General features: G+C 67.3%; 14 protein-coding genes and 3 pseudogenes. 9 read left to right on the top strand and 8 right to left on the bottom strand.

Annotation, left to right across the window (positions count from 1 at the left end; genetic code table 11):
- Window positions 1-175 precede the first annotated feature (175 nt).
- Together KUM40_RS40890 and KUM40_RS40885 are read left to right on the top strand one after the other, a co-directional pair.
- Window positions 176-616: an ALF repeat-containing protein gene (locus tag KUM40_RS40890; RefSeq protein ID WP_217171475.1), complete on the top strand. Its 441-nt coding sequence runs from the start codon at window positions 176-178 to the stop codon at window positions 614-616.
- Between the two features lie 102 nt (window positions 617-718).
- Window positions 719-1,495, top strand: coding sequence for a hypothetical protein (locus tag KUM40_RS40885; RefSeq protein ID WP_217171474.1), 777 nt, complete (start codon window positions 719-721; stop codon window positions 1,493-1,495).
- Between the two features lie 264 nt (window positions 1,496-1,759).
- On the opposite strand, the gene KUM40_RS40880 is transcribed toward KUM40_RS40885, so the two are convergent.
- Window positions 1,760-3,196 (bottom strand): hypothetical protein, encoded by a 1,437-nt coding sequence (locus KUM40_RS40880; RefSeq protein WP_217171473.1) that lies wholly within the window; start codon window positions 3,194-3,196, stop codon window positions 1,760-1,762.
- Between the two features lie 196 nt (window positions 3,197-3,392).
- Complete coding sequence (locus KUM40_RS40875) at window positions 3,393-3,749, bottom strand: hypothetical protein (protein ID WP_217171472.1); 357 nt, start codon at window positions 3,747-3,749, stop codon at window positions 3,393-3,395.
- Between the two features lie 596 nt (window positions 3,750-4,345).
- On the opposite strand from KUM40_RS40875, the gene KUM40_RS40870 reads away from it, so the two are divergent.
- Window positions 4,346-4,948, top strand: a complete 603-nt coding sequence (locus KUM40_RS40870) for a restriction endonuclease (protein WP_254396454.1) — start codon at window positions 4,346-4,348, stop codon at window positions 4,946-4,948.
- 164 nt (window positions 4,949-5,112) lie between these two features.
- Window positions 5,113-5,424, top strand: a pseudogene (locus tag KUM40_RS40865) (transposase family protein); the annotation flags it as partial.
- A gap of 77 nt (window positions 5,425-5,501) precedes the next feature.
- Here the strand turns inward: KUM40_RS40865 and KUM40_RS40860 are convergent.
- Entirely contained in the window at window positions 5,502-5,924 is a 423-nt protein-coding gene (locus tag KUM40_RS40860; protein ID WP_217171470.1) for a MerR family transcriptional regulator, read from the bottom strand.
- Between the two features lie 55 nt (window positions 5,925-5,979).
- Here KUM40_RS40860 and KUM40_RS40855 point away from each other — a divergent pair.
- The 4 genes and pseudogenes from KUM40_RS40855 to KUM40_RS40840 all read left to right on the top strand — a co-directional run bounded on the left by KUM40_RS40855 (window position 5,980) and on the right by KUM40_RS40840 (window position 9,586).
- A pseudogene (locus tag KUM40_RS40855) lies at window positions 5,980-6,950 on the top strand (SDR family NAD(P)-dependent oxidoreductase).
- A gap of 143 nt (window positions 6,951-7,093) precedes the next feature.
- Window positions 7,094-7,462, top strand: coding sequence for a VOC family protein (locus tag KUM40_RS40850; protein WP_217171469.1), 369 nt, complete (start codon window positions 7,094-7,096; stop codon window positions 7,460-7,462).
- Window positions 7,463-7,653: 191 nt separating this feature from the next.
- Window positions 7,654-8,606 (top strand): annotated as a pseudogene (locus KUM40_RS40845) (phosphotransferase family protein).
- Window positions 8,607-8,788: 182 nt separating this feature from the next.
- Window positions 8,789-9,586, top strand: a complete 798-nt coding sequence (locus KUM40_RS40840; RefSeq protein WP_217171468.1) for a hypothetical protein — start codon at window positions 8,789-8,791, stop codon at window positions 9,584-9,586.
- A gap of 15 nt (window positions 9,587-9,601) precedes the next feature.
- Here KUM40_RS40840 and KUM40_RS40835 read toward each other — a convergent pair whose 3' ends face one another.
- From KUM40_RS40835 to KUM40_RS40820, 4 genes are all read right to left on the bottom strand, one after another.
- On the bottom strand, window positions 9,602-11,098 hold the full coding sequence (locus KUM40_RS40835; RefSeq protein ID WP_254396457.1) for an ISL3 family transposase: 1,497 nt from the start codon (window positions 11,096-11,098) through the stop codon (window positions 9,602-9,604).
- A gap of 278 nt (window positions 11,099-11,376) precedes the next feature.
- A complete protein-coding gene (locus KUM40_RS40830) occupies window positions 11,377-11,658 on the bottom strand; it encodes a DUF6247 family protein (RefSeq protein ID WP_308401349.1) in 282 nt (93 codons plus the stop codon).
- 48 nt (window positions 11,659-11,706) lie between these two features.
- Entirely contained in the window at window positions 11,707-11,922 is a 216-nt protein-coding gene (locus KUM40_RS40825) for a DUF397 domain-containing protein (protein WP_217171466.1), read from the bottom strand.
- Entirely contained in the window at window positions 11,923-12,768 is an 846-nt protein-coding gene (locus KUM40_RS40820; protein WP_217171465.1) for a helix-turn-helix transcriptional regulator, read from the bottom strand.
- A gap of 217 nt (window positions 12,769-12,985) precedes the next feature.
- Between KUM40_RS40820 and KUM40_RS40815 the strand changes: the two genes are divergently transcribed.
- Complete coding sequence (locus KUM40_RS40815) at window positions 12,986-13,615, top strand: ATP-binding protein (RefSeq protein ID WP_217171464.1); 630 nt, start codon at window positions 12,986-12,988, stop codon at window positions 13,613-13,615.
- On the opposite strand, the gene KUM40_RS40810 is transcribed toward KUM40_RS40815, so the two are convergent.
- Window positions 13,612-14,364 carry an HNH endonuclease gene (locus KUM40_RS40810; protein ID WP_217171463.1) on the bottom strand — a complete coding sequence of 251 codons (753 nt, stop codon included), beginning with the start codon at window positions 14,362-14,364 and terminating at the stop codon, window positions 13,612-13,614. The genes KUM40_RS40815 and KUM40_RS40810 overlap by 4 nt on opposite strands.
- Window positions 14,365-14,463 lie beyond the last annotated feature (99 nt).

Below are 14,463 nucleotides of genomic sequence, written 5' to 3'. Positions count from 1 at the left end.
GGTCAGACAGAACAGCAGGAAGACAACCCAGCAGGGCGTCAGTCAGACCCCGAGCCATGACCGCCGGAACCTGAGTATCAGCATCAGTGTCAGACCCAGGTGGCAGCATCACCGGAGTGAACGCCCTGAGGCGTCCTCAACTCACCTCCATCGCGAACGAAGAGGAGCATTCCCCTTGCGACTGCATCGCGTAGCGCCCGGCATCGCCGCAGGCATCCTTGCCCCGGCCCTCCTGCTCGCCACCCCGTCCTTCGCGGCCACGGCGGCACCGACCGCGGTGACGGTGCCCGCGGTGTCCTCGTCCGCGGACGAGCCGGACGCCGACGACCTGAGGGTGGCCATAGTCCGGATCCTCGCCGACCCGGACAGCGGCCGGCGTGTGACACGAGAAGCGAACGCCCTTCTGGATGCCAACGACCCCGAGGCGATGCGCGCCTGGCTGGAGACCGGCTACCGCATTGCCCAGGCCGAGGACGACCGCGTCGCCATCGTCCGCATCCTCGCCGATTCGTCCATCAGCCCGGCCCTGCGCGCGGCAGCCAACGCCGCCCTGGACGACAACACACCCGAAGCGCTGCGCCACTTCCTGGAAGTCGGCAGGTACCAGGTCGCCTGACCGGCACGGCGCCGCACCACAGCGCGTCGCCCGGGTGGCGCCCCCTGCCGCACGCCCGGTCGCCCGAACTGGCACCTCCGACAGCAGAAGGGACATTCTTCGATGACCACACAACCCCTGCGCACCGAGCGCAGCGGTCCGCACACCGATTCCGTCGTGACCGACCTGCCGTTCAAGCCTCAGCTCGTCAAAGCGGTGTTCAGGGACGTGACCTCGTTGCACGTCTCCCGGTCGGCCGCGTGGGCCGCCGCGTCGGTGACGCGGACCGTGCTGACGGAGATCATCGAGGGCGCGAGAAGCGCGGCGGCCGAGGAGGTCAGGAAGAGGCTGATTCCCAAGGACCTCATCTCGGCGATCTCCCAGAACGTCGAGGTGGAGGTGGGATCGGCGTGGTACCTGCACAGCCCGACCTTCCACGGCCTGTTGGGCGAGCTGCGCAACGCCGATGGTGCGCTCGTGTCTCTTCGTGAGCGCCGCGGGGTGCGTACACCGAGTGGTGTGGCCGGCGCCCACCGGTTCGAGGCCGGGGTGAGAAGGCTGCTGGGGAGCCGGGGGGTGAGGGCGGTCCCGGCGATGGTCCGCGACCTGGACGGAATCGCGAGCGTGTTCCTGACGGCCCTGGCCCGTGACGCAGCCATGGTCGTCCGCGAGGGCGGGGTCAAGCGGTTCGGGACGGTCAGTCTGGTGGTGCCGGGCGAGCCAGCCCCGGCCCCGCCGCTCAAGGACCCCCTCCTCGCCCTGTCCACCCGTCGCGGGGACAGGCGGACTGTTGGCGGGGACGACGTCCTGGCCGCCGTCACGATGCAGTTGTTCGGCGATCTCGGACAACGCGCCATCACCGAGGCAGCCGAGATGACACGGAACACGTCGGCCAACTGATCGGGCCCGCCCCTGGGGTCTGTACGGTGATCGGGCTCTGTCCCGTAATCGGTGGTGGCGCTGTGTAGTGGTCACGGGAGGAGGATGCGGTGGCGGAGCAGGGGGAACCCGGGTCGGCCGTGCATCTGCCTCGTGATCCTGAAGGCGTTCGCGGAGCTGAGGGGCATGGCCGTCCGTGGGGCGGAGGCGCGAGGCCTGATCCTGAGGGCGATCGAGGCGTTGCGGCAGACAGATGTTCCGCATCGTCGCCCCATGAAGCGCGAGTCAGTGGTCCCGGTGCTTCCTCCAGCCCCAGGCGCGTTGGAGCCAGGCGAGCCCATCCGCCCGCGACGGCGCTCGCGGCTCGTGGACATGGAAGTGGACGTCTCCCATCTGTCCCGCCTGGACGGCGGGGCCGTGGATGGTCCCCGACAGGTCGTTGTCCGTTCCGGCTGTGGCGCTCGAGGCGGCGTCCGTGTCTCCGCCGGCGTTCGCGTCCTCCGACGCGGGCGGCGAGCCTGTCGGGCGCATTGCCTGGATGCGCTCAGTGGCGTAGCCCCTGCCGACCGATATGTACTCGGAGAGTTTCAGCGACTCGACGGCGCAGGGCATTTCGTCCCGGGTTGCCTTCCTGCACGCCTTCACCAGCCCTGGCCTGCTGTCCAGCCATCGTTCCGTCTGAGCCAGTTCCGCTTGCAGGGCGGCGAGTTGGGTTTGTCGCTCAGCCTTCGCGTCCTGGCTCTCCGGGACGTAGTGCAGCTCCGCGGGTGGGTCGGCGGCTTCCCGCAGGGCGCGTTTGACCTTCTCGATCTTCTGGTCCAGCCTGCGCCAGTCGACCTTCCTCGGGTCCGCGCGGACCGCGCGAGCGATCTCCGTCAGGCGGGCCTGCGCGGTCTGTTCGGCGACGTCCGCACGGGTCAGCTCTGCGAGGCTTTCCGACCATGTGCGGTGCGTCTCGGGGTCGACGTGCGCGACCAGCGCCAAGTGGTGTCGCAGCCCGTCGATCTGCTTGCGTACGGCGTCGACTTCCAGCAACCGCGCCATGCTCGTCGGCGGGTTCTCGACCTTCCGCCACTCGTGCCGCCCGGACCCCTGCCGAGGGAAGCGTTCCACGAGGCGGGTGAGGCGCGCCCGCTCCCGCAGCCGGAAGTCGTCCTCCGGCGAGTAGCCGGGGTGCGACGCGATCCTCTTGCACAGCTTGTAGAGGCTTGTCTCCGGGCGTAGCTGGATCAGCACGTCCGCCTTCTCCCGGAGACAGAGCACGAGAACGGCGGGGAGCCGCCTCTCGACGATGCCGAAGAACTCGGCGCAGCGGGACACCGCCTCGGTCCACGCGGCCTGCTGCACATCCTCCGGGTACGGCGGTCGTGCGACCGGGATGCCGATCCGGGCGTCAGCGGGGGTCAGGACCCGGGTGTGCGTGAAGTCGCGGCAGTCGTCGAGCGTCAGGCTCGTCCAGAACCGGGAGCGCGGGGTCTCCAGTGCCGTGTAGTACGGCGCTTCCTCCGGGTTGTCCACGAAGTAGGGGTCGGGGCACAGCACCGCGATGCGGTGGCCGGTCACGTCGTGGATGCTGGTCCAGTCCCGAGAAAGCTCCTCATGGAGGGTTCTGGCCTCTGCGGTGCGGGCGAGGATGACCATGAGCCCGAGATAACCGTCGCGTCGCGCCGCGTTGACGATGTAGGGCAGTGCCTCCCGTGCGTTGACCGGGGCCTTCCACATGACGTCTCCGTTTCCTGTTCCCGTGCGGAAGCGGCGGCATAAGTACCTTTCAGTGTAAGTCTCTTGGGGGCCGTGAGGTGCGTCGGCGCGAGAGCCCGCGGCTTGCCGACGGTCAGGTTCCGCAGAGCGGCTATCGCCCGCGACGCGCTGCCGACGCGGGCGGTAGCCGCGCCGGCAGACGACGTCTGAGGTCGGCTCAGTCCTCCCACCAGACGGAACCCGTGTAGATCCAACCGCACCAGTCGTTGGTGCGGTTGGAGTACTGGACCTTGAACCACTCGTTTCCGTACTTGTTCCTGACGCCCTTGAAGAAGGCCAGCGAATCGCCCCGGTACACGGTCTTCACCACGGAGGTCGACTGGTAGTAACCAGTCCTGATGTAGCCCTTGTCGACGACGACCGAGACCCTGTCGGTGGCCGTGCCGCTGCACATGCCCTGGACAGCGGCGGGCAGTTCGGGCGGGGACGCGGCAGCAGCGGGCGACGCCCCCACGGTTCCGATCACGACCGCGGAGGCAGCCGCGGTTCCGGCCAGCCGACGAAGCTTGCTCATCACGTCACTCCCCGTTGAGGATGGTCATCCCTGTCCTCGGCCAAGCTAGGGGGAGAGCGCGCCACCCCGGTCCTGCAACTCTTCAGGTTGACTCGGGGCGCCGATGAGTGTGCGTACCCGCTGGGGCAGTTCATCGCGTACAAGGCCCGGCGGGCGGGAGTGCTGGTGGTGTACGGCGACCGGGCCTGTGCCACGTGCGGGCACATCCCGGATCGGCGCGGCCGCGTCGGTGCCCAGGCCCTCAGGGCGAGGGGGGAGCTTCACCCACACACACCCTCGCCGCGCGATCACCGCAGGCCTCGGTCACATGGCGGTACGCGTCCTTGCGACGCTGTTCCCGGGCAGCGCGGACGGCGAGGTCGGGCGAACGCAACGCACCGTTGCGCCGTGCCATGAACCCTCTGTCGTGATCTCCAGCCGAGTCATGTCGAAGGCCATCGCCCCCCCACTGGCTCCGGGGGTGGAGACGTGCAACCAGCCGCCACCACCAGGCCGATAGCATCCTCACCTCGCGCAATTCCTGGGGGGGATTCATGGGTACACCCGCACACCACATCACACCACCACCCGAGCCAACCGGATCCGCAGGCTGCGGCATGGGCTGCGGCATCGCACTCGCCCTCTTCGCCGGACTCGCGGCCATCGGGGCGGGGACCGACGGGCAAATCATCCGCACCGTCCTCTTCTTGCTCCTTGCCAGCGTGAGCGCGGTCGGCGCCCTCGGCCTCGGAAAGTACCGAGCCAGCCAGGCCGCCGAACGTCGACAGTATGAGGCTGAACTTCAGCGTGTACAGATGCTTCAGTCCACTGAGGTGGCCCGGTATCACGCCATGAACCCCCGCGACTTCGAGAAGGCCATCGCGTACCTCTGTGAGCGCGACGGCTGCCACGGTGTCCGAGTCGTCGGCGGAGCTGGCGACCTCGGCGCCGACGTCATTGCCACCGCCCCCGACGGCAGGCTCATCGTCATCCAATGCAAGCGCTACGGGCCCACCACGAAGGTCGGAAGCCCCGACCTCCAGAGATTCGGCGGAACCTGCTACAGCGTCCACAACGCCCAAATCGCTGCCGTCGTTACTACTTCCGTATTTACCAAACCAGCAGCCCAGTACGGGACCAGTCACGGCATCCGACTCATCGACGAAGCCGCCCTGGCCGCATGGGCCACCCGCACCGGCCCTGCCCCTTGGATGCTGTAAACGACTCGTGACAAGCGATCACCGGAAGTTGCGGTCGGCGAAATCCCGAGCTGCCAGGAGGTCCTGCCGTTATGCCCCGACCACCGAGAGATCAGTCGAACAGGAACCCTGTTCGACTGATCAAGCCTGCCGAGCGGTAAGCGGAAGACTTCTCAGGGGCAGGGCCCCACGACCTGACCGCCGCCCGCACCCACCGCATCATCCGAATCTGCGAGCGCCAGGGCGTTCCGATCGTGGCCGATCTCGCCTACCAGGGCGCCGGCCCGTGCCTGACCACCAGCATCAAACGCAGGCCCCTCCAGGAACTCACTCCTACCGACAGGGCCCGCAACCGTGCCCTGGCCGCGGCACGAGCACCCGTCGAACGCGGCGTCGCCCGCCTGAAGTCCTGGCGGATCTTCCGCAGATCCCGCTGCAGCCCCAACCGCATGACGTCAATCGCCAAGGCGGTCCTCACCCTGGAGCTGCAACGCTGAAGAACCTCAGTGATGCACCGCCTCAGGGGCGTACGTCTTCACGCGACCGCCATGGCCCGTGACCGCCCCTACCCGCCTCAGGCCGTCGGGTCCCAGAGCCCTCCGGCTTCGCCGCGCGCGAGGTGCTCGGCGTAGACACCGACCTTCCACGCGATGACGGAGCGGCATTCCTCCAGGGCCTGGATCTGTGCGTCGACGCGCCGTTGGTGGGCGTCGAGCAACCGCAGGCGTTCCGCCTCGTTGCCCGGTCCCTGGCGTACCAGTTCGGCGAAGTGCCTGAGGTCGGCGAGCGGCATGCCGGATGCGCGGAGCTTGACGCAGATCAGCAGCCAGTCGACGTCGAAGGAGGTGTACCGTCTTCTGCCGCCCGAAGTGCGCTGGACCGGCCCGACGAGCAGGCCCTCACGCTCGTAGAAGCGCAGCGCGTGCACGCTCAGTCCGGTCCGGTCGGCCACCGCGCCGATGCTCAGCGACTGTACGGCAGCCTTGCCGCTCGTCATGCCGCTCACTCCCGGGCTTGATCTAGACCTCGCTCCAGATCGTAGCGTCGGAGGTATGACCAGCACCGATCAGCAGTCGCTCGACTCGCCCTTCTCCGCCTCCACCACCGCCGAGGACATCATGGCCGGCCGCGACCTTTCAGGCGTGACCGCTGTGGTGACCGGGGGCTACTCCGGACTCGGTCTGGAGAGCACCCGGGCTCTGACGGATGCCGGGGCCCGGGGCATCGTTCCCGCCCGCCGCCCCGAAGTCGCCCGTGCCGCTCTGAAGGAGGTGAAAGGCAGCGATGTCGTCCCCATGGATCTGGCCGATCTCGACAGCGTCCGTTCAGCGGCCGCTCACATCCGTGACCGTATCGCCCGGCTCGACCTCCTGATGGCCGTTGCCGGAGTCATGGCCACCCCGGAGCGGCGTGTCGGGCCCGGATGGGAAGGCCAGCTCACCGCCAACCACTTCGGACACTTCACGCTCGCCTGCGAGCTCTATCCGCTCCTGGCCGCCGCGGGCGGAGCGCGTGTCGTGGTGAACAGCTCCGCCGGACACACCCTGACCGACATCCGCTGGCACGATCCGCACTTCCGCACCGGCTACGACAAGTGGCTGGCCTACGGCCAGGCCAAGACCGCCAACGCCCTGTTCGCCGTGCACCTTGACGCCCTCGGGAAGGGCGACGGCGTCCGGGCGTTCGCCCTCCACCCCGGTAAGATCATCACTGGTCTCCAGCGGGAGATGACGCTCCAGGCGCAGATCGACCGTGGCTGGGTGGACGAGCACGGAAACGTCGTCGCCGCCGACTTCAAGACCCCCTCCCAGGGTGCCGCCACCGGCCTCTGGGCCGCCACCTCCCCGCTCCTCGACGGCCGCGGCGGCCTCTACCTGGAGGACTGCGACGTCGCCCGTGTCTCCGCCCCGACACCCCCATGGACGACGGCGGCGTACGCGCGTACGCCGCCGACCCCGACAACGCCGCCCGGCTCTGGGACCTGTCCCTTGCCGTGACCGGTGCCCCACCCACAACCCGGTGAGCACGCCCTTCCTTCACAGGGACGATGCGCGCGCGGGGCACGGCCACACCTTGGACCGTCGTCCGGCGGAGCCGTCTTGCCCGATGAGTTCACCGTCCTCGAACGGTCTACCCAGTGACACGACCGTTCTCGACAGGAGTGCCATGTCCACCATCCAGCCAGTGATCGTGACGGCCGACCAGGACGTTCTGGTCGGCTTCTACACGAAATTGTTCGGCGCTGAGGAGATCTTCCGGGTACCGGCGGAAGGCCCGGCCTTCTACCTCGGCTTGCGCATCGGCGACACCGACCTCGGGCTGGTGGCCAAGACGAACCCGGGGACCGGGGCGGCGCCGCGGATCCTGCTCAGCATCGGCGTCGACGACGTCGACGAGACGCTCGGCCGGGTGGAGGCGCTGGGCGGCTCGGTCAGCGGAGGCCCCAACGACATGCCGTGGGGACAGCGCGTCGCCCACATCAAGGACCCCGACGGCAACCCGGTGAACCTCACCCAGCCGATCCCGGCCGGGTGACGCTGTTCCGGGGGCACGCGCTGATCGTGAGCTACCTGGGTATCTGGCGGCTGCCCAGCGGTCTGTCGCGGGCAGGCAGAACCCGTTGCCCTTGAAATACCCCACTCCTCGCTAAGAGTGCGGACAGACCTGCTCGCCCACCTTCCCCACCCCGGGTGAGCGTCAGTGCTGGCAGATGATGGGGTGGCACGGTGACCAACCACAATGAGGCGGCGGCTGTCCGACCGTCGACACTGGCTTGGGTGAGCCAGCACCTGGGGGTCGGCGAGCGGGTCGTCGGGACCGAGGCGCTGCACGGCGGCATCAGTGCCGAAATGCGGCGGCTGACCATCGGCACGCCGGACGGAGGCACCCGTGAACTGGTGCTGCGGACTTTCGTCAACGTGGAGCACGCCGAGGACTGGCTGAATAGGGAAGCTGGCGCCCTGACCCTGCTCCCGGGGACCGGCGTTCCGGCTCCTGGACTGATCGCGGTCGATCCGACCGCCGCGCAGTGCGAGTATCCATCGCTCCTGATGACACATATGGCAGGCCGGACGGTCCTCGACGATGAGGGGTTGGAGACGCGAGTCCCTCTGCTGGCCCGTCAGCTCGTGGCGATCCACGCGTTGCGACCCGCCGAGCGGCCCCGGAAGTATGTGGCGTTGACGACCGCCGACACCGTCGTGACTCCGAAGGGCGCCGACACGGCGGCATGGGCCGCCGCGATCGACGTGATCCGCAAGCCCGCGCCTCCCTATGAGGGGCGGTTCCTGCACCGGGACTTCCAACCCGGCAACGTGCTGTTTGACGCACCGGCCCCACAGTCGGCAGGTGCCCGGATCACCGGCGTCGTCGACTGGGCTGCTACCTCTGGGGGCCGGCGGATCTCGATGTGGCGCACTGCTCCACCAATCTCGCGCTGCTGCACGGCCCTGCGTGGGGTCTGCGGTTTGCTGAGGCGTATGAGGAGGCCGGCGGGGTCCTGGCCGCGACCGCGAGCGAGCGGCTGTACTGGCAGGTCCGGGACGGGCTGGCGTGCTCAGAAGAAGTGCAGTTGGTATCGCAGCCATGGCGGGAGGCAGGGAGGACAGACTTGACGGCGCAAGCCATGGAGGAGCGGCTGGATGCCTACGTCACCGCCCTCATGGACGCGCTGGGCTGAGCCGAGACGGTCCGGGGTGCGATCCCGGCCTCATGGTTCACCGCTCAACCAAATGGGGTGTTGGAGCAAACCTGGGGAATTTCAGGGCTCTGACCGGAGTTCCGTGAACCACTGGGAAGGGATGTCTGCGGATCTGTCGGCGGCCAGCCGGATCGAGATCGTGTACTGGTTGACTATGCGCCGTGACCGAGATGATCGAAGTACCAGATGCAGAGGGTGATTGGGAGCCCGCGACGGAGCTCCAGGCAAGTGGGCGCAATCCGGTGCGACAGGCGTCTATGTTCCAGAGCGCAACCTGGCCATTGAGCTCGCTGGCCCTGCTCTCAGTGGATCTGGAGGCGGTGGCGCGGCGGCTGAAGCTGACCCTTGAGACCTCGTGGGACGGGCACGGCGGTGTGCGGGCGGCATTCTTCGTGCTGGACGGGACGGACTTCGTCGTCACCCACCACGAAGGGGACGCTCCGGGAACCCACGTGTGGACCCGCAAGGGTGGGCCTGTCGATCCGGCCGCCCGCGCGGGCAGCCTCCTTGCGGCTCTCGGCGTGGGGCCGGAAGCGGTCTCGTACTCCACCTGGGGGGCTGGCACCGACCTGTCGCACGTGCCCGCTGCCTGGGGGCGCGGCCGGGGCAAGCCGACGTGGTCGCACCAGGACATCTGGGCCAACTTCAAGAGGCGCCCGGGGATGTTCGTCGGCCGTGTCACTTTCGGGGCGGTGGTCGCGTTCCTTAACGGCTATGACATCGCCTTCGACAAAGCCCTGCTGGACGGGTTCAGGGAGTGGCTCGCAGCCAAGCTGGGATACGGCTGGAACCTGGTGTACTGGGCCTTGGCTGAGAAGCTGATCTTTCCCGACGGCCGCCCCGAGGAGCCCTGGTCGCCCGAGACTGAGCAGCACGCCGCGGCTGGCCTGATCGGCCTGATCGACGAGTACTTCGATCACCTCGCCGGTGATCCGGAGGAGCGCCCCGAGACGGTCTGATCGAGGATCCTGGAATCATCCCCGGGTGAGGATCCTGATTCGCAGAAGTCGGAACGAGGCTCGGCCGTACATGGCTCTCTTGAGTGTTTTGATGCGGTTTACGTTGCCTTCGACCTTGCCGGAGCTCCATTCGAGGGTGAGGCCGGCGGTGACGGCGTCGAGGTTCTGGCGGAGGAAGCCGGCGAACGAGCGGACCGGGACGGGAGCGTCCAGTTCGGCCTGGCGGATCCACTCCAGCAGCATGCCGCCACGCCGGTTGACCAGCAGGTCGCGGAAGCATCTGGCCAGGTCGCAGGCTCGGGCGATGTCAGGGCAGGCGATCCTGACGTCGATCAGCTTCTCCAGCTCCCGGTCTGTGAGCGTCTCGCGTGGGCGCATGATCCACGAGGTGATGCGTCGGGGGCTGGGGATGTCGGCGCGGACCGGCTCTGCCGTCCCCTTGCGGAGCTTGGCCAGGTGGCGGCGCACGACTTGGATGCTGCCGGTGTAGCCGCGTTCCCGGATCTCGTGGAACAGCCGGGTGCCGCTGGTGCATCCGGCGGCGAACCGGCTGTTCAGGTAGGGCTTGAACGGCTCCAGGAGCTTGGCCTTGTGGATACCGAAGTCCACTGCGGAGGCGAGTAGTTCGTCCAGTGGTGTGGTCTTGAAGCGGCGCACGGTCTTGCGATCCCGGCCGATATGGCGGGCGATGGCGCTGATCGTCCACTTCCGCTCCAGCAGCCGGTGGACGTCCGCGTAACGGTCACGGGTGCGCTCGACGAGAGGCGTGCGGGGCAACTCCGGCACCGGCAGGTCGATCACTGGCGGTTCGGGCGGCGGCTCCTCCTGTTCGACGTGTTTACGCAGGCAGGAGCGGTGCTGGTGGCAGGTCTCCTCGACCGCGGCCGAGAGGTTCTGGAGCAGATGCCACCTGTCCGCCACCTCGATGGCCTCGGGGGTGGCCTCCTTGATCGCCCGGGTATAGGCGGTGGCACGGTCACGGCAGATGATCACCGCGCCGGGGTGTTCACGCAGCCAGGCGGCGAAGGTCTCCGAGGTCCGGTCCGGGAGCAGGTCCACGACGCGGTCGGTCTCGACGTGGACGAGGACGGTCCCGTAGGTACGGCCGAAAGTGAACTCGTCGACGCCGAGCACCCGCGGCGCACGTTCAGGTACTTCGGGCGCTTCCAGCAGCCCGAGGAGGCGGGTCCGGCCTGCGGCGATGCTGAGCTTGCGGCACAGCCGTTCGCCGGCCCGGCTGCCCAGTTCGACGGCGACGTCCCGCAGCCACTGCTTCAGCCCGATGGAGGAACGTACGTAGCGCTCACTCAGCCCGGGGACCTGCTCGACGAATGTCGTCCGCCGACACCGGGCGCGGTCGCAGAAGAGGCGGCGAACACGAAGGCGTATCCACAACTTCTTTCCGGCAAGTGGTCGTTCGGCAAGCGTCCGCCAGTAGGTGGAGTGCCTCCGTCTCCCCGGGCCTCCACAGCTTGGGCAACGGGAGGGCGGGCCGCACGCGGCCACCTCCATCAGCACGACCTCTGGGTCGGCGGTCAGCCGTTCCAGTTCAACCTCAACTCCGGGAAGCAGCACATCTTCGATCGATCGGAGAGCCACCCCCAGTTCATCCCGCAGCGAAACGATCCTGCATGCACCTCTCTGACCTGGGATTTCACGGAACTCCGGGCAGAGCCAATTTCAGAAATCCCATCAAGCTCAAGCTCCCGCCGAAACCCTCCAACGGCTGCTCCGCGCCATGGTCGTTGCCAGTTACGCCGCTCGCGCTGTGATGGCGGCGACGCCATCGCTCACTGGCCCTGAGCCCCCTGCTTCAGCCGCATCGTGAGGTCGATGCCCTCCTGGACGGCGGTGTCGAGGTCGGGGTCCTGGTAGAGGCGGATCCGCCCCCTGTAGTCCACGATCACCGTGGCCACGGCCGTCAGGTCGGCTTCCGAGGAACCCTCCAGCGCGCGCTGCAGATCGGCTTCGAAGGCCTCCTTGTCGCCGGGGAACCCATCGTCGGCGAGCAGGGCAGCATTTATGTCGCGGATGGTCCGCAGGGGCAACGGCGAGGACGCGCCGGGTTCCACGTTTCTGTCCCTCCCTGTGCGAGGTCAAGTGGCCGTACTCGCCTCCGGTCAGGAGGGCCCCGGCAAACCGTGGCGTACAGAGTCGACAAATCGGTGCCACGCCTGCGGGCGCACGCTGAGCGTAGGGCCACTGATGCACTTGGAGTCACGTATCAATGCCGCGTGTGAGAGGTACGCGCACTCGACACACTCTGTTGCATTGCCGCCGCTGTACGACGACTTGAACCACGAAGGGACAGAGGCAGCCTGGAGGCCGAGGGACATTCACAGCTCCTTGCGGACGCGGTGCATCAGGGCGGATGAAGCTTCCATGTCCAACGCTTGTGCGCGAAGGTACTCGAACGCAAGTCTGTACCGCTCCAGTTCCTCATCCTTCTCCAGGAAGAGCGAGCCCGTGTGGAAGTCGACGTACACGACGTCGAGGGCGGGCTCGGTGCCGCCGATGATCACGAAGCTGCCGAGGGCTGCGGAGTGGGCTCCCTTGGAGAAGGGCAGCACCTGAAGCGTGACGTGAGGAGACTCGTTCGCCTCGAGTAGCCGGCCGAGCTGCTCCTTCATCGCCTCCGCCGATCCCACCACCCGGCGGATCACGGACTCGTCGAGAATCGCCCAAAGACGTGGCGGCTCCGGCCGGTTGAGAATCTCCTGCCGCTTCATGCGGATGTCCACCAGCCGCTCGATCTCGGCTGGCTCCAGGGGCACCTCGTTCGCCTTCTGTAGCGCGGTGCTGTAGGTGCGGGTCTGCAAGAGGCCGGGAACGTACACGCAGGAGAAGTGGTTCTCGCGAACGGCTTCGTCCTCCAGCGTCAGCAGCAGGTTCATGCTCTCCGGGATGGAGTCGGCGAACGAACTCCACCAGCCCTGCTGTTTGGCGTCCTTGGCAAGCCTGACAACAGCCTCCCGTTCGGCGTCGGACGCTCCGTACTCGCGGCACAGTGCGTCGACGACGATCCACTTCACCGGGCCGGCCTGCGTCTCGTAGCGGCTGACTGTCGCCTTGGATACACCGACCAGCCGCCCGGCTTCCTCAAGTGTCATCCCGGCGTGGGCACGGAACTTACGCAGCATCGCGCCCAGTTGTCGGCGGCGGGTGGTGGTCCTGACGGACATGGAACTCCTCTGTGTGAAGACCTGGCAACCGCTCAGAGCGTGAACAGGCTAGGCAGTGCGGCAGGCGTGTCTCCGCGGGATTCACTCGATAGAGGTCTATGAGAAGTTACATGGCGAGACTTCTCTATGTCATTCTCTCCTTACGGACCGCTACGCATTGCAGCCGTAAGGACACGGTAGGTGCAGCATGAGCGTGGCGCGGGAGGGAGGAGTGCTCATGCCCGGTACTGACGTCACGGGGTACGAACGCCGCTGTGTCCTGCCTTTTGAGGCGCTGCCATCAGAAGTGCGGCTGCTTCGGCGGGCTGTCGTTACCCAACTCGCCCAGTGGGGAATCCCGATGGTTTGCGATGAGGCGCAACTCGTCGTCACCGAACTGGCGACGAACGTCATCAAGCACGTGGGCAAGGGCGCGTCGGCGACCCTGGTCCTTGAAGTGAAGGACGGGCGGCTTCGCGTGGAGATGCACGACAAGAGCCGATCGCTGCCCGCCCTGCGAACCGCCGACTGTGACGCGGAATGTGGCCGTGGTCTGCACATGCTCGCGGCCATGACGCTGGACTGGGGAGCCATGGTCACGGCCGTCGGCAAGGCGGTGTGGTGCGAGATCGGACTGGGCCCCGAGGCGATGTGCCGCCGAGTCGAGCGTGCCGTGGTGGCGCTGGAGAGCTATCAGGCCCACAGCGGCACGGCTCTGGAAGGGCGCCCACGCGAGGCGGCTCTCGAGGAGTCGGTGATCAAGCTCATCGCCGACCTACTGCACTGGACGTCCGCGCGTGGTCTGGCCCCGGATGACGTGCTGGACCAAGCTCAGATGCACTACGAAGCGGAAGAGGAAGCTGCCTAGTGGCCGTCCGTTTCGCTGTTCGGCTGGCGCAGCAGCTCTCGGAGGGCAGCCGGCGTGCGCCAGGACTCTCCGGGGCGAGCCCTGTGGCACATGCGGTGACAGTTTGCACACAGGCACGCGAGGTCATCCAGCCGTGTCTCTCCCACTCCGGAGATGTGAAGTGGGGTGAGGTGATGGACTTCGATGTACTCCTCGCCCAGCTCCCCATACGTGTCAGCGAAGCTGAACGCACAGACTTCGCATCGGAGTGGAGCGCCCTGACGCTGAACTTGCTTGATCTTCTGGGCTCGGAGCCGGGGGTTCCGTTCGCGAGCCAGGGCCTGTCGGACAAGGAGGCGCCCCTCAATGGCGGAGCCCCCTGCTTCGTCGACTTCGTCGGGTTGTGCGGGAAGCAGGTGCAACTCGCCAGATCCGATGCCGTCCTCAATAGCTTGGGCGGCCTGAAGCATTTCCGCTTCCCGCGTGATGAAAGCCCGGATCATGAGCAGCGTTGGCCTGCCGCACCGAGTCGCCTTGCCGGTGTACTCCGGATGGTTTGTCATGAAATCTGTCGTCTTGCGGCTCACGCTGTCTATGGATCTGAAGGACGGCAGCGTGCGCGCCTCAGGTTCGTGCAGCGGCAGCGACCGAAGCAGTTCCGACAGCTTCTCGACCTCAAGATCTCCAGTACGCAGTTCGCGCCAGCCGTTCCGCGCCACGAGGGCTCCGGCCAGCACGAGTTCGTCCTCAGTCCAGGCAGGTATCCGCATGGGGAATATCGTATGAGTGTTCGTTGTGGTGTGAGGCATGTACAGCGAACCGTGAGACGTACTGCAAACTTGGTCAGGTCTCGTTGTTGTCAGTGGGGT

Origin of the sequence: Streptomyces sp. AC512_CC834 (assembly GCF_019049325.1) — a bacterium.
Taxonomy (GTDB): Bacteria; Actinomycetota; Actinomycetes; order Streptomycetales; family Streptomycetaceae; genus Streptomyces.
The sequence above is the reverse complement of the archived record's forward strand: the minus strand, read 5'-3'. Positions and strand labels throughout refer to the sequence as shown.